Source organism: Thiocapsa rosea (assembly GCF_003634315.1).
Taxonomy (GTDB): Bacteria; Pseudomonadota; Gammaproteobacteria; order Chromatiales; family Chromatiaceae; genus Thiocapsa; species Thiocapsa rosea.
This window is the reverse complement of the sequence record NZ_RBXL01000001.1, coordinates 3,882,476-3,902,532: the sequence shown is the minus strand read 5'-3', so window position 1 is coordinate 3,902,532 and position 20,057 is coordinate 3,882,476. Positions and strand designations below refer to the sequence as shown.

Sequence of the window (20,057 nt, the reverse complement as noted above, 5' to 3'; positions counted from 1 at the left end):
GAGGACAGCCTGAGAATGAATGCCAAAAACTTGAATCTGCTGCTGTGGGTCGCCGTCACCATCTGGCTGGTGATGATGTTCAACAGTATGACGACCACCGACCCGATCGAATCCCGCAGCCTAAGCTACAGCCAGTTCCTTCAGGAACTGTCCGACGGCTCGATCCGCGAGGTCACCATTCAGGACGAGAAGATCAAGGGCCTGAGAACCGACGGATCCCGTTTCGAGACCTTCGATCCGGGTGATCCCGCACTGGTCGGCGACCTTCTGGAGAACGGCGTGAGCATTCGCGCCGAGCCGCCCGAGCGCCCGAGCGTTCTGGCTCAGATCCTGATCGCCTGGCTGCCCTTCCTGCTGCTGATCGGCGTCTGGTTCTGGTTCATGCGCCGCAACATGGGCGGCGGCGGTGGCGGTGGCGGGATCTTCAACTTCGGCAAGAGCCGCGCCCGCCAGCATGCCGAAGGCGAGGTGAAGGTCACGCTGCGCGACGTCGCAGGTGTGGAAGAAGCGAAGGAAGAGGTCGGCGAGCTGGTGGATTTTCTGCGTAACCCGCAGAAATTTTCGAACCTTGGCGGCCGCATCCCGCGTGGCGTCCTGATGGTCGGCCCTCCCGGCACCGGTAAGACGCTCCTGGCGCGTGCCATCGCCGGCGAGGCCAAGGTGCCCTTCTACAGCATCTCGGGCTCGGACTTCGTGGAGATGTTCGTCGGTGTCGGCGCCTCGCGCGTACGCGATCTTTTCGAGCAGGCCAAGAAGGCCGCGCCCTGCATCATCTTCATCGACGAGATCGACGCCGTCGGTCGCAAGCGCGGTGCTGGGCTGGGCGGCGGTCACGACGAGCGCGAGCAGACCCTGAACCAGCTCCTGGTGGAGATGGACGGCTTCGCGGGCAACGAGGGCATCATCGTGATCGCGGCCACGAACCGCGCGGACGTGCTCGACCCGGCGCTCCTGCGTCCGGGCCGATTCGACCGCCAGGTGGTCGTCGGTCTGCCAGATCTGGCAGGTCGCGCGGCCATCCTCGAGGTGCACATGCGTAAGGTGCCGATCGCCGAGGATGTCGACTCCCGCACCATCGCCCGCGGGACGCCGGGCTTCTCGGGTGCCGATCTCGCCAACCTGGTCAACGAGGCCGCACTCTTCGCGGCACGCGCCGGGCACACCGAGGTCGCAATGCAGATGTTCGAGCGTGCCAAGGACAAGATCATGATGGGTGCCGAGCGGCGCAGCATCGTGATGTCCGAGTCCGAGCGCAAGCTGACCGCCTACCACGAGGCCGGTCATGCGATCGTCGGGCGTCTGGTGCCGGAGCATGATCCGGTTCACAAGGTCAGCATCATCCCGCGCGGACGTGCGCTCGGCGTGACCCTGTTCCTGCCCGAGCGCGATCGCTACAGCATGAGCAAGCGGCAGTTGGAGAGTCAGCTCTCGACCCTGTTCGGCGGACGGCTGGCCGAGGAGATGATCTTCGGGCCCGAGCATGTGACGACCGGCGCCTCCAACGACATCGAGCGCGCGACCGATATCGCACGCAACATGGTCACGCGCTTCGGATTGTCCGATAACCTCGGGCCGCTGGCCTACGCCGAGGACGAGGGCGAGGTCTTCCTCGGACGCTCGGTCACGCAGCAGCGTCAGGTCTCGCCCGAGACCGCGCAGGCGATCGACAAGGAGGTGCGCCAGATCATCGATCGCAACTACAAGCGCGCCAAGCAGATGCTCGAGGACAACCTCGAGAAGCTGCACACGATGGCCGAGGCGCTGCTCAAGTTCGAAACGATCGGCAAGGATCAGATCGACGACATCATGACCGGTCGGCCGATGCGTGAGCCCGACGACGACTTCGGCAGCACCAAGCCGACGTCCGGCGGCGGCGGAGACCTGCCGAAGGGCGGTGCACCGCGCAAAGAGCCGCCCGTGGTCGGAGGTGCCGTCGGCGGCGTCTGACCTTCCTTCTGCGACCATGCACGCCCGGCCATCGGCCGGGCAGATCAATTCAAGCCCTCGCAATCGATTGCGAGGGCTTTTTTGTTTTATACTTCAGGCCGACCGACCGACCGAGCGCCCGACCTTGACGTCAATGCCTCGAGGCGACCTCCGGAAACCGCATCAGGATCCCGACACCGTGCCTGCCCCCGCGCTCGTCCTTGCCTCGACCTCGCCCTACCGGCGCCAACTTCTGGAGCGCTTGGGACTGCCCTTTACGACTGCAGCTCCCGATGTCGACGAACGACGCCGACCCGGCGAATCGCCTCAGGTCCTGGTTCTGCGACTGGCCGAAGCCAAGGCACGGGCGATCGCGCCGACCCATCCGAACGCACTCGTGATCGGGTCGGATCAAGTCGCCTGTATCGACGACGATGTCTTGGGAAAACCCGGGAGCCGCGCGAACGCCATCGCTCAACTGGAGCGGGCGTCCGGGCGGATGGTCGTCTTCCAGACCGGTTTATGTCTGCTCGACACGGCCAGCGGTCGCGCGCAGACCCTCGTCGAACCCTTTCGCGTGCATTTTAGACGCCTCGACCGAGAACAGATCGAAGGATACCTGGATCGCGAACAGCCCTTCGATTGCGCCGGCAGCTTCAAATCGGAGGGTCTCGGTATCGCGTTATTCGAGCGGCTTGAAGGTGACGATCCCAATACCTTGATCGGATTGCCTCTCATCCGATTGGTTTCATTACTCGAAGCGGAAGGCATGCATCCGCTTCGCGCCTGACCAAGCGGATAAAACGGGATCGATTTCAATCAAGGGCAAGCCGAGAAAAATAGCAATACATTGCAATGATCAATTGATATAAAACACTGACAAACATGATATTCGATAGCAATAACTCAAGCCGTTTCAAGAATATGCGCCCTACCGAGCGGATCAAGAAAGGACATGTTTTCTCTGCAATCGGCCATTGCAAAGTCAGCTTTCGTGAGCCAAGATCAAATGGTCGTCGAACAGACCGCATGGAGCGCACGCACCGAGCCGGTGATGTCGCCGAGCATTCACTTGGCATCGCCCTTTCCCCGAACGAGCCTGTGCTCTCATCGGGGTCATACCCCGTCGCAGGAACTTCGGCGCGCCCGGATCACGCTCGAGAGGACACGCGGACCATGCAGAACTATCCGATCAGTATCAGGTATTTGTCGTTCCTGCTGTTGTCGCTTGCCCTGCTCGGCTTGGCGGGCTGCGGCAGCAACGGAGGCCAACGCACCGCCTCGGAAGAGGGCTGGACGCGAGGCGATCTTGTCGCCGGCTCGGACACCTTTCCCGTTCCGGCCGAGATCCAGCCGAATGTGGATTTCTGGCGCCACGTCTACGGCATCTGGAGTCGCGGCGAAGTCGCCATCCACGACAACGAGCACATGGGCGTGATCTACGAGGTCGTCCAGCTTCCCTCGCCCATCAAAGAGGGCTACACGGACCCGCAACGCTCGCTGGTGCGTGACCGCACCGACGCCTACAAGGGCCAGCTGCGCCTTCTGGAAGAGCGCGTACGAACCGGTCAGAGCCTGAGCAGCAGCGACAAGGCGCTGCTCGCGAAGCTCGAGCAGGCCGGCGGTCGCGCCGCGGTCTACGGGGCTGCCGATCGGGTACGCAGTCAACGCGGGCTGCGCGAACGCTTCCATCGGGGTGTGGAGATCAGCGGGCGCTATGACCCGGCCTTCCGCGAGATCATGCGCAGTCACGGGGTCCCGGAGGATCTCGCCTATCTCCCGCACGTGGAATCCTCGTTTCAGACCAATGCCCGATCCGGGGTCGGCGCTGCAGGCGTCTGGCAGTTCATGCCCGCGACCGGACGCATGTTCATGAATGTAAACGACACCATCGACGATCGGTTCGATCCCATCATCGCCGCCGACGGTGCCGCTCGTTATCTGTCCCAAGCCCATCGTCGGCTCGGGAGTTGGCCGCTCGCCATCACCGCCTACAACCATGGTCAAGGCGGGATGGCGAACGCCAAGGCCCAGTTCGGCGACGACATCGGCGGCATCGTGAAGAACTATCGGGGTCAATATTTCGGCTTCGCCTCGCGCAATTTCTACGCCGAGTTCATCGCCGCCCGCGAGGTGACACGCAACGCCGATCGCTACTTCCCGGAGGGTGTCCGCCGCGAGGAGCCTTGGCCGCATGATCGCCTGGTCCTCCAGCACGCCATGCCGGTGAACCATGTCGCCGGACACTATGGCGTGACTCCCTACAGCCTCGCCGACCTCAACATGCATTGGCGCGACCGTGCACGCGACGGCCGTGCGCATCTGCCCGCCGGCAGCACGGTTTGGCTCCCGGCCGGGACCAAACGACGCGTCGCCAGCCACCCGCCGCCCGTTTCGAACGTTATGGTCGCCCGCGCCGAGTCCACGGCATCGCCGGCGACCCGTCAGGCAATCGCCAAGGTCGAGAGGCCGGTTGCCACAACGACGACCCGCGCGGCGACAGCGACGAAACCCGTGGCGAAAGCGCCCGCGAAGCAGATCGCAAAGGCCCCTACCGCGCAGCAGTCCAAGAAGCCGGCGACCGCAGCGCGCTACCATGTCGTCAAGCCGCAGGAGACGCTCTATCGCGTCGCGGTTCAGAACGGCATCACTGTCGACGAGCTGCGCAGGCTGAACAAGATGCGGCCCGACGACAACAAGATCCGTCCGGGACAGAAGCTCAAGGTCAGCATTTAAACCGCGCCCAGTGCGGTATGTGATGTTTTTGGATGGGATCGGCCCCGGCGGATTTGACGACCGCTGGAGACGGCGCGGTTTAAATGACGATTAAAAGCAACGAGATCACCGGAAAAGCTCGTTCCGTTTATTGGCTCGCGCGGGGTCGATTTTTCGGTCCCGGGCCTGGTGGGTGCCGGATGCCTGTGCTTATGCCGGGGCGACCTTCGCAGTGACGCTGTGGGTCGAGACCATCGGCTTTACTGCGGCGGCACTCACCACCGTCTCCTTCGTACCTCAAGTGGTGCGCACCTTGCGCACCCGCGACACGCGGGCCATCTCTCTTTGGATGTATGCGCTCTTCAGCGCAGGCGTCGCGCTTTGGGGCCTTTACGGGCTTCTGATCGGCTCTTGGCCCGTGATCGCCGCGAACGCAGTCACCCTTGTCCTCGCATCCATCGTGCTCTGGCACAAGCTCCGTGAAACGCCCGAGAACCCGTCCGGGTAGGTAAGCGGAGTCACGAGCGTCGGCGCATTCGTCCTTTCTCGGCTCCCGAGAACACCATTCCGATCGTTGGTCTCGGCGGACTGAAGTCCGCCTGCCCCGGGGCCGGTTGAAACCGGCGAACCCGAAGACCGGCACACCGACTTCAGCCCCCCATTGACTTAAACCGCGTCGACGCCAGCCTCACACATGGGCGCCCAATGCGCTGTCCACTCAAGGCAATACCTACGCTGCCGGACGCGGTTTAAAGCACCTTGCTGACCCATTTGACCGCCATGTCCTGCGGGTCGCTCTCGATGCGGAATCCGAGCGATTTGACCAAGGCCAGCATCCGATTGTTGGCGCTGAGTACCTCGCCGTCCATGACACGAAAGCCGCGCGAGCGCGCATTCTGCATGAGCGAACGCATCAATCGTGCGCCGATTCCGAGGTTTCGCCAGGTATCGGAGACCACGATCGCGAACTCGCAGGCCTCGCCGCCCGGTCGGGCCATATAGCGGGCCACGCCGACCTGGACGTCGGCCCCGTCGTGCTCGACCACGCCGATCAGGGCCATCTCGCGGTCGTAGTCGATCTGGGTGAAGCGCACCAACATCTCGGGCGTCAGCTCTTTGATCGCCTGCATGAACCTGAAATACTTGGTCTGCTCCGAAAGCCCCCGAACGAACTCCTGCTCCATCTGGGCATCCTCCGGGCGAATCGGGCGGATCACCAGATCCTTGCCGTCCGGCAACTGGACGCGCTCGATGAGGTGGCTCGGATAAGGGTGGATCGCCATGTGCCCGTAGGTGGTTTGCTGGGGCGGGCGATAGTCGACCTTGATGCGCGCATCCACGGCGACGACATCCTTGTCGTTGCCGATGAGCGGGTTGATGTCCATCGAGATGATCTCGGGCAGCTCGCAGACCATCTCCGAAACCCGTTGAAGAATCTTGGCCAAGGCCACGCGATTCATCGGCGGCATATGCTGGAAGGCGCCCATCAGACGCACGATCCGGGTGTGGTCAATCATGGTCTGGATGATGAAGGCGTTGAGCGGCGGCAGACCGAGCGCGCGGTCCTCGAGGACCTCGACCTTGGTGCCGCCGGCACCGAAACTGATCACGGGACCGAAGATCCGGTCCCGGGTGACACCGATCATCATCTCGCGTGCGGCACGTGTGGAGGCCATGTGCTCGACCGTGATGCCCTCCATGCGTGCATCCGGGCGCAGCCGCTTGGCTCGCTCGACGATCTCGGTGAAGGTCCGGCGCACCGATTGGGCATCGTCGATGTTCAGACGCACGCCGTCGACATCGGACTTATGCTCCAGGTCCGGCGAGTTGATCTTCATCACGACCGGGAATCCCAGGGCTTGGGCGGCCATCAACGCCTCGTTCGGGGTGCGGGTCAACACCGCCTGCATGGTCGGGATGCGGAACGCCGAGAGGATGGCCTTCGCCTCGACCGTGCCCAGCGTCTTGCGCCCCTCGGCCATGACGCCCTCGATGATGAGGCGCGCGCCCTCCACATCCGGCGCATCCTCCTGCGAGAGCGGGCCCGGCGACTGCATCAGCAGCTTCTGGTTGCGTTGGTGGGTGGCGAGGAAGGAGAAGGCGTCGATCGCCACCTCCGGGCTGTCGAAATGCGGCACATCGTACTCGGCCAGCAGCTCCTGGGCCTCGGCCACCCGCTTTCCGCCCATCCAACAGGCGAGCACCGGTTTGCGGCTGTCCTTGGCTGCCGCGATGACCTGCTCGGCCGTGGCGACCGGATCACCGAACACCAAGGGCGCCAGGATGCAGAGCACGCCGTCGACCTCCGGATCGGCGAGACAGGCATCCAAAGCCAGCCGGTAACGCTCCGGCGGGGCGTCGCCGATGATGTCGATGGGGTTGCCGTGGGACCAATGGTCAGGCAGCCCCTTCTCCAGGGTTTGACGCGTCGTGTCGCTGATCTGCGCGAGCGACAGACCCAACTCCACAATGCGATCCGCAGCCAGTACACCCGGTCCGCCGCCGTTGGTGATGACGGCGATGCGGTCGCCGGCCAGACGCCGACGCGTGCCGAAGACCTGAGCGGCCGCGAACAGCTGATCGAGGTTGGAGACCTGCACCACGCCCGCACGCTCCGTGACGGCGCGGAACACGTCCGCCGAGCCCACATAGGCGCCGGTGTGCGACTTGACCGTGCGGGTTCCGGCCGGATGTCGCCCGGCCTTGACCACCACCACGGGCTTGAGCCGCGCCGCCGCACGCAACCCGCTCATGAAGTGACGCGCGTTGCGGATCCCCTCCACGTACAGCAGGATGCATTGCGTCTGGCTGTCCAGAGCGAGATAGTCGAGCACGTCCCCGAAGTCGACGTCGGCTGCCGCGCCCAGCGAGACCATCGCCGAGAAACCGATACGTCGCCGCTCGGACCAATCGATCATCGCCGTGCAGATCGCACCGGACTGCGACACCAGGGCCACGTTGCCGCGGCGCGGAAGATCCTGTCCGACGCTGGCGTTCAGACCGTGTTGCGGGCGCATCGCCCCGATGCAGTTGGGTCCGAGAACGCGGATACGGTTGCTCCGCGCCGCCTCGACCATGCGTTCCTGGAGATTGATCCCGCGTTCGCCGTACTCGCCGAAACCGGCCGAGTGGACCACCGCGACCTTGACCCCGTAGCCGCCGCACTGATTGAGGATCTCCGGGACGCGATCGGCGGGCGTGGCGATCAGCGCCAGGTCGACATGCTTGTCGAGCTGGTCCAGGTCGCGATAGCAGGGCTCCCCGGCCACCTCCTTGTACTTGGGATTGATCGCATAGGCATTGCCTTTGAATCCACCGGCCAGCAGATTGCGAAACACGATGCCGCCGATCGACCCCTCGCTGTCGCTGGCCCCGAAGACCGCAACCGCGGTGGGCGTGAAGAGTTGTTCGATATCGGATACGCGCATGGAATCGCCCTCCCGGGCAATAAAAAGGATTAAGCTAAACCGCGTTCGAAACGCGTCGGGCGTGACACGCCCGGGTGCTGGATCGGTGATGCCTCGGATGCATCCGCCGGGTCGGCGTAGACGCGTTTCGAAGACCAAAAAGCTCGAAAGAGTGGATTCAAGGATTCGACACGGGCGCAGCAACGCGCCGAACGACAACGAGAATTGCCCGGGCACGATCCGTCTCCCGCGTGCGATCAATGCCTTGAGGACCATTGCATGAACCTCGCATTCATCTCTCACCCGTCCTGTCAACAGCACAAGATGGGTGCGCACCATCCCGAGTGTCCGGAGCGACTCTACGCCATCCAGGATCGCATGATTGCCTCCGGGATGGAGATGCTGGTCACCCACTACGACGCACCCGAGGCGAGCGTGGCGCAGTTGACACGCGTGCATGATGCGGACTATGTCCAGGGGCTGCTCGATGCCGCCCCGGAGGTCGACGACGTCTTGGTCTGGGTCGACGGCGACACCGCCATGAACAGCCATACCTTGCCGGCTGCACTGCGCGCGGCCGGCGGCGCCATCCTCGGGGTCGACCTGGTGATGAGCGAAAAACATCATGCGGCCTTTTGTTGCGTTCGCCCGCCCGGCCATCATGCCGGGCGGCGCACGACCGGAGGCTTCTGCCTCTTCAACAACGTCGCCGTCGGCGCCGCACATGCGATGGCCGAACACGGCATCGAGCGGATCGCCATCGTCGATTTCGACGTCCACCACGGCAACGGCACCGAGGAGATCTTCAGCGGCGACGAGCGCGTGCTCTTCTGCTCGAGCTTTCAGCACCCCTTCTATCCCGGATGCGGCGCAGACACCAAGGTGCCCAACATCCTCAACCTGCCGCTGCCCAAGCTGACCGACGGGGCGGCCTTTCGGGCCGCGGTGGAGGCCGCATGGCTGCCCAAGCTCGACGCCTTCGCACCACAGCTGGTCATGATCTCGGCGGGGTTCGACGGGCATGTCGAGGACGATATGGCGCACTTCAATCTGCGCGAGCCCGATTATGCCTGGATCACTCGCGAGCTCCACCTGCTGGCACGCCGGCATGCACAAGAGCGTGTCGTGTCCTGTCTGGAAGGCGGCTACAGTCTGTCCGCGCTCGGACGCAGCGTCAGTGCGCACGTCGATGAGTTGATCGGACACGCGTGATGCACTCGCCGCGAAGCAGATCCGGTCGGGATCAAGAAATGCCTCCCGGCAACCTGTTGCATCGCAGCATTAAACCGCGCCCAGCGCGGTCTGCGATGTTTTTGGACGGGATCGGCCTCGGAAGACTTGACGACCGCTGGAGCCGGCGCGGTTTAAGATATTGAAAAAATTAAATTTTAAACCGCATCTCACCGAGATCGAGGATATCTACAAGGCCAAACACAACGTGAGAATGACGCATATCGCTCCGGGCGCAGTTTAGGATAGAGAGGTCCCGCGCTTGTCGCAATGCCGATCGCGTGACAATCACGCTGACGGCTCGCTGCGCTGAACCGAGGGACTCGGGGTTGTCATCCGGGCCGCATGGCCTGACCTTTCGCAAACCGTGTCGGCCTCCCGCCTCTTCGGCGGCTCCAGGCCGGCGCACAGGACCCATTCCAAAGCTCAGTCAATCACCGGATCGGAGAGACTCATGAGAAGACCATCGACTCACATGGCCGCCTTGCTGCTCTGCGCCCCTCTCGTCGCGGGCGCCGCCATCCAGACCGAGCGTGTCGAATACCGCGACGGCGACACCGTCCTCACGGGCTATCTCAGCTACGACGATTCGATCGAGGGCAAACGCCCCGGCGTGCTCGTCATTCACGAGTGGTGGGGCCTGAACGACTACATCAAGAAACGCGCGGAGATGCTCGCCGAGCTTGGCTATGTCGCCTTCGCTGCCGACATGTATGGTGACAACAAGGTCACCGATCACGCGCCCGACGCCCAGGGCTGGATGCAGCAGATCACCGCCAATCAGTCCGCTTGGCAGCAGCGCGCTTTGGCCGGGCTCGAAACCCTGAAGACCAGCGACCGCGTCGACACCGAGAAGCTCGCCGCCATCGGCTACTGCTTCGGCGGCGCCACCGTGATGCAGATGGCCTATGCCGGTGCCGATCTCGACGGTGTGGCGAGCTTCCATGGCTCCCTGCCCCCAGCCGAAAACTTGGAGCCCGGCGCCATCAAGCCAAGCATCCTGATCGCCCACGGCGAGGCCGACAGCTTTGTCCCGCCCGAGCGCATCGCCGCCTTCAAGGAAGGGCTCGACGCGGCCGGGGCCGATTGGCAGATGATCGTCTACTCGGGCGCACGCCATGGCTTCACCAACCCGGACGCCGCCGCGTTCGGGATCGACGCACTCGCCTATGACCCCAAGGCCGATGCGCGGTCTTGGGCGTTGATGCAGGGGTTCTTCGACGAGGTCTTCGCGGACTGAACCGCGTCCTGCGGGCGCATGCAGACTTGGCGTTTAGGATCGCCTTTGTACGGCTCGTCACGGTCGGTGGCGACGCGGTTCAGGAGATCGGTTGCTTGCAATCCGGAATGCATTCGCCGTAGGTTGGGCCGAGCGGGAGCGATGCCCAACAACCCCGGCGGTCGCTCCGACCCGGCGCGAGAGACCCATCGGCTCCCTCGCATCGAGCCCGCAGCCGAATTCAAACCGACCCGAGACCGGACCCCGCAATGCCGAGCACCGCCATCCTCTGGCTTCGTCGCGACCTGCGTCTCGACGACAACCCCGCGCTTCAAGCGGCCTTGGTCGACTGCGCCAGGCTCGTACCCGTCTATGTCTACGACCCGGACTCGGAAGCGCCTTGGGCACCGGGTGCAGCGAGTCGGTGGTGGCTGCACGGCAGCCTGTCGAGCCTCGACCAGGCTCTACAGGCGTTCGGCAGTCGGCTCCTGATCGCACGCGGGGACAGCCTGGCCGAGCTGCGGCGTATCGTCGCGGCGACCGGCGCCACCCGGATCCACTGGAATCGCCTCTACGATCCGACCTCACGCGAGCGCGACGGCCGGATCAAGCAAGCTTTGCGGGCCGATGGCCTGCGGGTGGACAGTCACAACGCATCGCTTCTGTTCGAGCCTTGGGAGATCGCCACCGGCACCGGCGAGCCCTACCGGGTCTTCACCGCCTTCTGGCGCCGCTGCGCCGCTCGACTTTCCGACGTCCGCCCCCTGCCCGCTCCGGCGGTCTTGCCGCCGCCCCCGGAGTCGCTTGACTCGCTCCCCCTCGAACGCCTCGGCCTGCTCCCGACCATCCCATGGGACGCGGGATTGCGCGAGACCTGGACACCGGGCGAGACCGCCGCGCTCGAGCATGCGCGCACCTTTCTGCGAGACCGCGTCCGGGGCTACGCGACCGTGCGCGACCTGCCGGCGCAAGCCGGGACATCCGAGCTCTCGCCGCACCTGCACTTCGGCGAGATCGGTCCGCGTCGGATGATCGCCATGGTCAAAGAGCAGTGGGACGACCCGACCGCGGATCCGGTCGAGTCCTTCGTGCGCGAGATCGGCTGGCGCGAGTTTGCCCACCATCTGATCTATCACTACCCGCACACCACGGACGAGCCGCTGGATCGGCGCTTCGCCGCCCTGCCTTGGCGCGAAGACGACGCCGAGCGGATGCTCCGGGCCTGGCAGCGCGGAGAGACCGGCATCCCGCTGGTCGATGCCGGCATGCGCCAGCTCTGGCACACTGGCTGGATGCACAACCGGGTGCGGATGGTCGTCGCTTCCTTCCTGACCAAGAATCTGCGCCTGCCCTGGCAGGCCGGCGCACGCTGGTTCTGGGACACCCTGGTCGACGCGGATCTCGCCGCCAATAGCCTCGGCTGGCAGTGGAGCGCCGGCTGCGGTGCGGACGCCGCGCCCTATTTCCGCATCTTCAACCCGGTCCTGCAGGGCGAGCGCTTCGACAAGGCAGGAACCTATGTTCGACGCTGGTGCCCGGAGCTGGCCCGCCTGCCGGACAAATACATCCATCAACCCTGGACCGCCCCGGCCGCCTTGCTCGGTCATGCCGGCATTCGGATCGGGCGCGACTACCCGGCCCCGATCGTGGATCTCAAGGCGTCGCGCGAGGCGGCCCTAGCGGCCTACGAGGTCGTCAAGACGGCGGCCAGGGCGGATTAAACCGCGCCCACCGCGATATGCGAGGTTTTGGATGGGATCGGCCCGGCCAGACCTGACGATCGCCGGAGCCGGCGCGGTTTAAGATATTAAAAAATCTATGGTTTTAAACCGCACCCCCGCCAAGGGCCGTGAATGCACCAAGCGTCGAACTGACTCGAAAATGAGCATCTCGCTCTGGACGCTCGTCCACCCGATGCGATCGGGGAGGTGGCCGGGTCGATGACCAAGACCGGCTTCGGTTCGCCTCTGCGTCCGACTCGCCTCAGGTCACTGCCGGACTGCGCAGCGGGCAGGTGGTACGGTCATAACGGTCGCCGAGGCGGTCCCAGGCGTAGTTCAAGGCATAGGTCACGCGCGAGAAGAAGTGATCCTCGCCCATGATGTGGATCAGGCCGGTACGCCGGATCGTGTCCATGAACTGCTTCTTCATCCGTGCCACCAGGACCTCGATCCCCCGTTCGCGCAGTCGCTCGGCCAAATGATGCAGCACCTCCTCGCCGGTGGCATCAAGCTGGTTGATGCCCTCCCCGTCGATGATCAGGTACTCCAGCTCCGGGTTGTCGGCGACCACTGCCAAGACCCGGGTTTCGAAATAGCCTGCATTGGCGAAATAGAGCGAGCCGTCGAAACGTACGATCGAGATCTTGGGACTGGTCGGCAGGTGATGCACGGCGATATCGCGCATGGTGCCGTCCTCGTACCGCGACAGAACGGCAAAACGCGGGCGCATGGTCCGGAACAGAAAAAGGATGAGCGAGAGACCGACACCGGCCAGGATGCCTTGATCGAGATGCGGGGCGAACAACAGGGTCAACCCGAACGTCACGACGGCAACCACGCCGTCGGTGGGTTCGGCCTTCCAGGCATGAATGATCGGCGCGATCTTGAAGAGGTTCACCACCGCCAGGATGATGACTGCGGCCAGGGTCGCCTGCGGCAGGTGATACAGCAGCGGGGTCAGCCAAAGCAATGCGACGGCAACCGCTAAACCGGCCACCACGGATGAGAAGCCCGTGACCGCCCCGGCGTTGAAATTGACCGCCGAGCGCGAGAATGAGCCGGACACCGGGTAGCCTGAAAAGGCACCGGAGACGATATTGGACAGTCCCTGCCCCACCAGCTCCTGATTGGCGTCCAGACGCTGGCGGCTGCGTGCCGCCATGACCTTGGCGATGGACATCGCCTCCATGAAGCCGATCAGCGCGATCGTCACGGCGGCCGTGATGAGACTCACCATCACCGGCCAATCCAACGACGGCAGCGTCATCCCGGGCAGTCCGACCGGAATCTCCCCCACCACGCGTCCGCCCGCCTCCTGGAAACCGGTGGAATAGGCCAGGAGCGTCGTCGCCACGACCGCGATCAGGACCGACGGGGCCTTCGGCGCAGCCGAGCGCAAACCGAACATGATCACAAAAGCCAACATGCCCATCCAGAGCGTCGGCAGATGGGTCTGCGTCATCGCCGCCTGCACGGTGTACCAGACGGTCTCGTAATGGTGCTCGAAGCCCGACACGCTGACCCCGACGAGCTTGCCGATCTGAGAGGTGGCGATAATGAGCGCACCGGCGTTGGTGAATCCGACCACGACGGGATGCGATAGAAAGTCCACCAGCACGCCGAGTCGAAGCAACCCCAACATCAACTGAAAAAGTCCGACCATGAAGGCCAATAGGACCGCATAGGCAACGTAGCCCTCGGGATTCGTAGCGACCAGCGGCCCGAGCGCCGCCGCCGTCATCAAGGACACCACTGCGACCGGCCCGGTCGAGAGCTGCCGAGACGAGCCGAACAACGCCGCCACGATTGGCGGCAGGAAGGCCGCATAGAGCCCGTACTGCACGGGCAACCCGGCAAGCTGGGCGTAGGCCATCGACTGCGGGACCAGCACCAGGGCCACCGTAATCCCCGCGATCAGGTCAGCCCGCAACGTCAGGGGATGCCGAACCTCGCCGGCCCAGGCCAGAAACGGGAAGAATCGAGCGAACAACCGGCGACCGGCGGATACGGCATGTGGCACGGACTAGGATCCTCGAGACGATCGATTCAAAAGGCCCCAAGCATACTCAAGATTCATGGCGTCAATGATTCATTCCATTGATCGGTGCCATGATCGGACGTCGATCGATCGCGAGCGCCGTCGATCTCAAGCCCCAAGACGTCGCACGCATTGAGCGTGGTCGAGTCATCCAGCGCGGCGGGCGACTCGCCGCGGATATCCGCCAACGCCTGCAGCACATCCGGGAGATACTCCGGGCTGTTGCGCTCGCCCCGATGCGCGGCGACCGTCATATCCGGCGCATCCGTCTCGAGCACGATCGCCTCGCCCGGCAGCTCGGCCGCCAAACGGCGCAGACGCGAGGAGCGGGTGAAGGTCAACATCCCTCCGAAGCCGAGCCGGAACCCCAGATCCAGGTACTGCCGTGCCTGCTGGAGACTGCCGTTGAAGGCATGCGCAATGCCGCCCTTCACCCGAGCATGCCGAAGTGTCGCCAGGACCTCGTCATGGGCCTTGAGCACATGCAGGAGCACCGGCAAATCCGCGGACCTGGCGATCGACAACTGCGCCTCGAACAGCGTCTGCTGACCCGCTCGATCCAGCTCGGGCAGGCGATAGTCCAGACCGATCTCGCCGACGGCGAGCGGACGACGCTCCGCAATCGCCCGTTCCAGCGCATCGAGATCGGACGCACGGTGACGGTCGAGATAGACCGGATGCAGACCCAGCGCCGGATAGAGATCGTCCGCCGAGGCACAGAGCGCGAGCAGACCGTCCCAACCCTGCGCATGGATCGCCGGGACCACGATCGCAGCCACGCCGGCCCCACGCGTCCGGGCCAGCACCGCATCCCGATCGGCATCAAACTCGGCGACATCCAAATGACAGTGTGTATCGATCATAGATCGCATCCCGCACGGCATCGCCGTCTCGCGAGGCATGGAAGTACACATCCGAACGCGCCTCGACAGACCTGGCTCATAGACCCGTTGCGCACGTCGCTGATCGACAGAGCCGGAACCAGGAAAAGGGGTCGAAGGCTCTTCTCGTTGTCGTTGTCGTTGTCGTTGTCGTTGTCGTCCGTAATCCGATTACGACGACGACAACGACAACGACAACGACAGATTTTGCGACGGTTTGCTCGCGACGTACGGCGTGAGGGACAACCAGGAATGTGCGGGGCCGTAGGTTGTGCCGAGCCGTGCAAGGCACAACGAACCGCCCGCTGAAGTTGTGCTTCCTACCCTCAGCACAACCTACAGGTACGGATTCCTCCGGAAATCACCTCAAACCGCGTCCGCTCAGACACCGCAGATGCGCGCAACACAGACCCACCCGAAGCCCGTCCGTTGACGCGGCAGACGCGGCTTAGGCCGTCGTCTTCTGATCCCGCACGAACAACGCCTTGTGCGGACCGCGCCCGACCTGCCGCTCCTCGATGTCGAAGAGCTGGATCGCCTTGAGCAGTCCGCTGAGCTTGGCATAACCGTAATTGCGCGAGTCGAACTCGGGGCTGCGCTTGGCGATCGCCGAGCCGACGGCGCCGAGTCCGGCCCAACCGGTGTCGTCCGCGGCACCGTCCAGGGCGGCGCGCAGCAGGTTGACCAACTTGGCGTCGCGCTGCAGATCCTTGCCGCTCTTGCGCGTCGTCGAGTCGCCGCCCGCACCTTCGCGCAGCACCTCGGTGAAGACGAACTTGTCGCAGGCCGCGACGAAAGGCTCCGGGGTTTTCTGCTCGCCGAAGCCGTACACCGTCATGCCGGACTCGCGCAGACGCGACGCCAGCCGGGTGAAATCGCTGTCGCTCGAGACGATGCAGAAGCCGTCGAAGTTGCGCGAGTACAGCAGATCCATGGCATCGATCATCATGGCCCCGTCGGTCGCGTTCTTGCCCTTGGTGTAGCGAAACTGCTGCATGGGCTGGATCGAGTGCCGCAGCAGGGTGTCCTTCCAGGACCCCAGATTGGGCAGGGTCCAATCCCCGTAGATGCGTTTCACGTGAGCCGTGCCGTATTTGGCGACCTCGGCAAGCAACCCCTCGACGATGCTCGCCTGGGCATTGTCGGCATCGATGAGCACGGCGAGCTTGAGGTTGGCGATGTCGGACATCCGTGGTCTTCCTGTCTATTCGATGTTTGAATTCAGTGGGTTCGGATCACGCCGGATCATCCGCATCGAATACGGCGCCAGATCGCATCACCGGATCGCATCACCAGATGAGGTCGTCCGGGACCTGATAGTCGGCGTACGGATCGTCCGCGTCCTTCTCCTCGGCGGCCTTGTTGTGGACCAAGACCAGGCTCGCATCGCGCGCCGCCACCCGCACGGCGATCTCCGCAGGCACGACCTCGTAGAAGGCATCCTGTCGGACGACGGCCAGGCTTCCTCCGACCAGCTTCGCGTGCTGCTCCTTGTTGACATAGATGCGCTTGAGCGTCGTGCCGTCGGTGAAATTGAACGCCAGATCGCCGCGATCGCGCACCACCCGATGGGTGTGTACGAGCTGGCGAATCTCGTTCTCCGCGGCCCGCAAGGCCGCTTCTTCCTGACGGCGCAGATTGAGCTCGCGGTCGCGCTCGAGCTTCTCGCGACGGGCACGCTCGGCGGCCAGCCGGGCCTCGTTGTCGAGCGCCGTGCTGCGCGGACCGGCGTGCTGCTTGGTCTTCTTGTGCTTGGTGGAACGTGCCTGCTTGAGCTTCTGCTCGTTGACCAAGCCGGCCTTGAGCAATTGGTCCTGCAACGAGTTGCCCACGGTGTGGATCTCCGAAAAAGATGTCGACGATCGCCGAGCAGACCCAAGTCCGCGAACCCTCGGCGGATATCCGAATGCCCGAGCCGAGCGACAGGATCCGACAGGCGCGCCCGCGACGCAAGCATGCGAGTGGTTTCCCATGAGCGAGAGCGGAGGGTTAAAATCGCGCGCGGCGCCGTTCCGTGATCGGCCTTGCCGCTGTATGCTCGCAAACCGCGTCTTGCATCACCCTACTCTTTCGACCCTCGGAGTCCTGCTCATGTCCCGTTTTGCCCTCCTTGCCGCGCTTGCTCTGTTCTTCATCGTGCCGACCCACGCCTTGGCCGCCGACGTGGTGGGGTATGTCGACATGCAAAAGGTCCTCGAGGACAGCAAGCTGGGCAAACGTCTTCAGGAGCAGCTGCGTGAAGAGTTCGAGCCGCGCGGGGAAGAGATGGCTGCCGAGGAGCAGGAGATCCGCAAGCTCCAGCAATCGCTCGAGCGCGATGCACCACTGATGAGCGCCGACCAAGTCAGCAAGCAGGAGGCCGACGTCCAGAAGCGCATCGAAGCCTTCCAGGAGAAGGCCAACGGCATCCAACAGGAGATCATGAAGGTCCAGCAGACCAAGAGCCGCGAGATTATCGGTCCGGCGCGCGACTCCATCAACGCCGTCGCCAAGAAGAACAAGGTCGGCATGGTCGTCGAGCCCGGGATGTCCGGACTCCTCTATCTCGACGAGAAGCTCGATCTGACCGCCGAAGTCATCAAGCACCTGGATGCGAACACCAAGTAAGACGACGGCCAAACAAACCGTTCGGCGTGAACGGGCTATGTCCGACCCCTGACGCTGCGGTATCATTTTGGGGCATCGAGCCGGGTTTGCCGCTGCGCCTGCACCCGGCGAGCCAGACCCGCCCCGACCACACGACCCCCGGCGCGGCCACTGCGCGGGTTACTGCACATTTTTGAGGAACGGATACAATGCTTGGCGAATCACACGACCTCCTTCACGAGTTCCCCGATCTCGAAGCGAAGATCTCTGCCCTGCGCTCGAGCAACGCCGAGTTCGCGCAAATGATGGACGACTACGACACACTCGACGCCCGGGTACGCAATCTCGAAGAACTGGGCACGCCCGTCGCCGACGAGACCATCGAGGAACTCAAGAAGGAACGCCTGGTTCTGAAGGATACGCTCTACGCCATTCTGCGCTCCTGAGGGCAGACCGGGTTGCCGACATCGGCCCCCGACCCGGGCTTCTCGAGCGCCGGCAACCCGACCCGAGAGGCCCCGTCGCCCGGTCGAAGCGCGTCTCGCCCTCACGGACAGGCCCCGCATCCATCCGCCGACATCCGCGTCTCGGGTCACGTCCGCCCCTAGCGATCGGCTCTCGATCGAGTCCTGGACAACCCGGACACCAGATGAAACCATGCGCGGACATCGAGCCCCGAACGCGTGATCCTGACCCGTGCAATTTCGAATCATCCCCGTCACCCCCTTTCAGCAGAACACCACCTTACTCTGGTGCGAGCGCACCCTTGCCGCCGTCATCGTGGATCCGGGCGGCGAGGCCGAGCGCATCCTCGAGCAGGTCGCAGCGCTGAAGCTGAAACCCGAATACGTTCTGCTCACCCACGGCCACCTCGACCACGTCGGCGCCAGCGCCGAGATCGCGCGCCGACTCGGCATCCCGATTTGGGGCCCGCATCCGGACGACGCCTTCTGGCTCAACGCCCTGGCCGAGCAGTGCGAGATGTTCGGGTTTCCGCCCGTCACCGCATTCGAGCCCGATCGCTGGCTGCAGCCGGGCGAGCGCATCGCCGTCGGCGAGGAGACCCTCGAGGTCCTGCACTGCCCCGGTCACACACCGGGCCATCTCGTCTTCTTCGACGCACACGGCAAGCTCGCCCAGGTCGGCGACGTCCTCTTCAAGGGCTCGATCGGACGCACGGACTTTCCGCGCGGAAACCATCGCCAGCTCCTCGACTCCATCCGGGATCGCCTGTTTCCGCTCGGAGACGATGTGCGATTCATCCCCGGGCACGGCCCCATGTCGACCCTGGGCGAGGAGCGACGCACCAACCCTTTCGTTCGCGACTAAACCGCGCCAGCTCCGACAGTCATCCATCCAGGTCGTCGGAGCTGGCGCGGCCAAGCCATTCCAACACATGACGCATACCGCACCGGGCGCGGTTTAAGCGTTCACCGAGCAACGTCCGCAACCGGGCAGGCGCCCGCGGAAGGAACGGCATCATGCGAAAATCAGGCATCCCGACGCCGACACCGGGGCGACAGAGCAGTCCGCCGCGCAGCCGTGGGATGCGCAACGCGGAGGCCGAGCCGCCGGATGCCCCGCCTCGGAACGCGCTCAAACGCACCAAGAAGGCCCACTTTCTCGAACCCTACCGACTCTCCGAATCCGGGCGGGCCGCCCTGCTCGCGTGCCTGAGCGATCAGGCCGTCGGTGATCCGGAAAGCCGCGAGCTGTTTGCCGCCGCCGTCGAGTACGGCATTGCGAGCTGTCGTGCATCCGGGAAGGACGCCCGCACCCCGGCGAAAGTCGAGAAGGCCGCTGCCGTATCGGCCGCCAAGCCGGCGGAACGTCCAGCCACGGAGCCGACACCGCATCCAAGCGAACCGCTCTCGGCACTCGCGGACACGGCACGTCTGCTCGTCCGGGGGCTCGGAGCACTCGACGAGCCGTCGCGCGAGGCGCTCACCGGTCGTCTGCGAAGCTCCGACCCGTTCGACCGGCCCCACGACCAAACCTATCTGGACGCGGTCTGTCGCGAGGTCGAGCGCATCGCGGCAGCCGCGTCAGCCCTCCTCGACACGCCGCCTGCCGTGCAGCCGATCTCACCTTCGGCCGCCACGACCGCAGCGGCGGCGCCCCCGCATCCGGACGACCCAATCGGCGAGACGGCCCGTCGCCTCGTTCGGCGCATCGCCGACGCCTACGAGGCCTGTTTCGAGACCAAAGCCGAGACCGGCGCGGGTTACCCCTTCATTCCCGTCCTTCGCCTCATCGCCGAGGACGCCGGGATCGCGTTGCCTGCGGAGGACACCCGACTTCACGCGGTCCTGCCGACGCACTGCCGGATCTAAA

Annotated in this window: 16 protein-coding genes; 11 read left to right on the top strand and 5 right to left on the bottom strand. The window is 64.4% G+C overall.

Annotation, left to right across the window (positions count from 1 at the left end):
• The first annotated feature begins 15 nt into the window (after positions 1–15).
• The 4 genes from ftsH (at position 16) to BDD21_RS17595 (ending at position 5,149) form a co-directional block, all read left to right on the top strand.
• Positions 16–1,947, top strand: a complete 1,932-nt coding sequence (ftsH, locus tag BDD21_RS17610; protein WP_120799994.1) for an ATP-dependent zinc metalloprotease FtsH — start codon at positions 16–18, stop codon at positions 1,945–1,947.
• A 133-nt stretch (positions 1,948–2,080) separates the two neighbouring features.
• Entirely contained in the window at positions 2,081–2,716 is a 636-nt protein-coding gene (locus tag BDD21_RS17605) for a Maf family protein (protein ID WP_120798257.1), read from the top strand.
• 386 nt (positions 2,717–3,102) lie between these two features.
• Positions 3,103–4,662 carry a lytic transglycosylase domain-containing protein gene (locus tag BDD21_RS17600; protein WP_120798256.1) on the top strand — a complete coding sequence of 520 codons (1,560 nt, stop codon included), beginning with the start codon at positions 3,103–3,105 and terminating at the stop codon, positions 4,660–4,662.
• 172 nt (positions 4,663–4,834) lie between these two features.
• Complete coding sequence (locus BDD21_RS17595; RefSeq protein ID WP_245969668.1) at positions 4,835–5,149, top strand: SemiSWEET family sugar transporter; 315 nt, start codon at positions 4,835–4,837, stop codon at positions 5,147–5,149.
• A 241-nt stretch (positions 5,150–5,390) separates the two neighbouring features.
• Here BDD21_RS17595 and BDD21_RS17590 read toward each other — a convergent pair whose 3' ends face one another.
• Positions 5,391–8,069, bottom strand: coding sequence for a bifunctional acetate--CoA ligase family protein/GNAT family N-acetyltransferase (locus tag BDD21_RS17590; protein WP_120798255.1), 2,679 nt, complete (start codon positions 8,067–8,069; stop codon positions 5,391–5,393).
• Between the two features lie 258 nt (positions 8,070–8,327).
• Here BDD21_RS17590 and BDD21_RS17585 point away from each other — a divergent pair, with 258 nt between their 5' ends.
• From BDD21_RS17585 to BDD21_RS17575, 3 genes are all read left to right on the top strand, one after another.
• The gene (locus BDD21_RS17585; protein ID WP_120798254.1) at positions 8,328–9,260 is read left to right on the top strand and encodes a histone deacetylase family protein; all 933 of its coding nucleotides are present in this window, start codon (positions 8,328–8,330) and stop codon (positions 9,258–9,260) included.
• Positions 9,261–9,732: 472 nt separating this feature from the next.
• The gene (locus BDD21_RS17580; protein ID WP_120798253.1) at positions 9,733–10,518 is read left to right on the top strand and encodes a dienelactone hydrolase family protein; all 786 of its coding nucleotides are present in this window, start codon (positions 9,733–9,735) and stop codon (positions 10,516–10,518) included.
• A 248-nt stretch (positions 10,519–10,766) separates the two neighbouring features.
• On the top strand, positions 10,767–12,218 hold the full coding sequence (locus tag BDD21_RS17575; protein ID WP_120798252.1) for a cryptochrome/photolyase family protein: 1,452 nt from the start codon (positions 10,767–10,769) through the stop codon (positions 12,216–12,218).
• 262 nt (positions 12,219–12,480) lie between these two features.
• On the opposite strand, the gene BDD21_RS17570 is transcribed toward BDD21_RS17575, so the two are convergent.
• From BDD21_RS17570 to BDD21_RS17555, 4 genes are all read right to left on the bottom strand, one after another.
• The gene (locus BDD21_RS17570; RefSeq protein ID WP_425470260.1) at positions 12,481–14,238 is read right to left on the bottom strand and encodes a SulP family inorganic anion transporter; all 1,758 of its coding nucleotides are present in this window, start codon (positions 14,236–14,238) and stop codon (positions 12,481–12,483) included.
• Positions 14,239–14,291: 53 nt separating this feature from the next.
• A complete protein-coding gene (locus BDD21_RS17565) occupies positions 14,292–15,119 on the bottom strand; it encodes a TatD family hydrolase (RefSeq protein WP_120798251.1) in 828 nt (275 codons plus the stop codon).
• A 466-nt stretch (positions 15,120–15,585) separates the two neighbouring features.
• Positions 15,586–16,326, bottom strand: coding sequence for an NYN domain-containing protein (locus BDD21_RS17560; protein WP_211335089.1), 741 nt, complete (start codon positions 16,324–16,326; stop codon positions 15,586–15,588).
• Between the two features lie 100 nt (positions 16,327–16,426).
• Complete coding sequence (locus BDD21_RS17555) at positions 16,427–16,969, bottom strand: DUF2058 domain-containing protein (protein WP_120798250.1); 543 nt, start codon at positions 16,967–16,969, stop codon at positions 16,427–16,429.
• A gap of 259 nt (positions 16,970–17,228) precedes the next feature.
• On the opposite strand from BDD21_RS17555, the gene BDD21_RS17550 reads away from it, so the two are divergent.
• From BDD21_RS17550 to BDD21_RS17535, 4 genes are all read left to right on the top strand, one after another.
• Positions 17,229–17,744 (top strand): OmpH/Skp family outer membrane protein, encoded by a 516-nt coding sequence (locus tag BDD21_RS17550; protein ID WP_120798249.1) that lies wholly within the window; start codon positions 17,229–17,231, stop codon positions 17,742–17,744.
• 188 nt (positions 17,745–17,932) lie between these two features.
• On the top strand, positions 17,933–18,169 hold the full coding sequence (locus BDD21_RS17545) for an HP1242/YdcH family protein (protein ID WP_120798248.1): 237 nt from the start codon (positions 17,933–17,935) through the stop codon (positions 18,167–18,169).
• A gap of 250 nt (positions 18,170–18,419) precedes the next feature.
• Positions 18,420–19,052 carry an MBL fold metallo-hydrolase gene (locus tag BDD21_RS17540; RefSeq protein WP_120798247.1) on the top strand — a complete coding sequence of 211 codons (633 nt, stop codon included), beginning with the start codon at positions 18,420–18,422 and terminating at the stop codon, positions 19,050–19,052.
• A 152-nt stretch (positions 19,053–19,204) separates the two neighbouring features.
• Positions 19,205–20,056, top strand: coding sequence for a hypothetical protein (locus BDD21_RS17535; protein WP_147431127.1), 852 nt, complete (start codon positions 19,205–19,207; stop codon positions 20,054–20,056).
• The last annotated feature ends 1 nt before the right edge of the window (position 20,057 follow it).

Coding starts and splice junctions, on each gene's coding strand:
- BDD21_RS17535 (WP_147431127.1), top strand. CDS start 19,205: ATGCGAAAATCAGGCATCCCGACGCCGACACCGGGGCGACAGAGCAGT.
- BDD21_RS17545 (WP_120798248.1), top strand. CDS start 17,933: ATGCTTGGCGAATCACACGACCTCCTTCACGAGTTCCCCGATCTCGAA.
- BDD21_RS17560 (WP_211335089.1), bottom strand. CDS start 16,326: ATGTCCGACATCGCCAACCTCAAGCTCGCCGTGCTCATCGATGCCGAC.
- BDD21_RS17550 (WP_120798249.1), top strand. CDS start 17,229: ATGTCCCGTTTTGCCCTCCTTGCCGCGCTTGCTCTGTTCTTCATCGTG.
- BDD21_RS17600 (WP_120798256.1), top strand. CDS start 3,103: ATGCAGAACTATCCGATCAGTATCAGGTATTTGTCGTTCCTGCTGTTG.
- BDD21_RS17575 (WP_120798252.1), top strand. CDS start 10,767: ATGCCGAGCACCGCCATCCTCTGGCTTCGTCGCGACCTGCGTCTCGAC.
- BDD21_RS17605 (WP_120798257.1), top strand. CDS start 2,081: ATGCCTCGAGGCGACCTCCGGAAACCGCATCAGGATCCCGACACCGTG.
- BDD21_RS17565 (WP_120798251.1), bottom strand. CDS start 15,119: ATGATCGATACACACTGTCATTTGGATGTCGCCGAGTTTGATGCCGAT.
- BDD21_RS17580 (WP_120798253.1), top strand. CDS start 9,733: ATGAGAAGACCATCGACTCACATGGCCGCCTTGCTGCTCTGCGCCCCT.
- ftsH (WP_120799994.1), top strand. CDS start 16: ATGAATGCCAAAAACTTGAATCTGCTGCTGTGGGTCGCCGTCACCATC.
- BDD21_RS17585 (WP_120798254.1), top strand. CDS start 8,328: ATGAACCTCGCATTCATCTCTCACCCGTCCTGTCAACAGCACAAGATG.
- BDD21_RS17590 (WP_120798255.1), bottom strand. CDS start 8,069: ATGCGCGTATCCGATATCGAACAACTCTTCACGCCCACCGCGGTTGCG.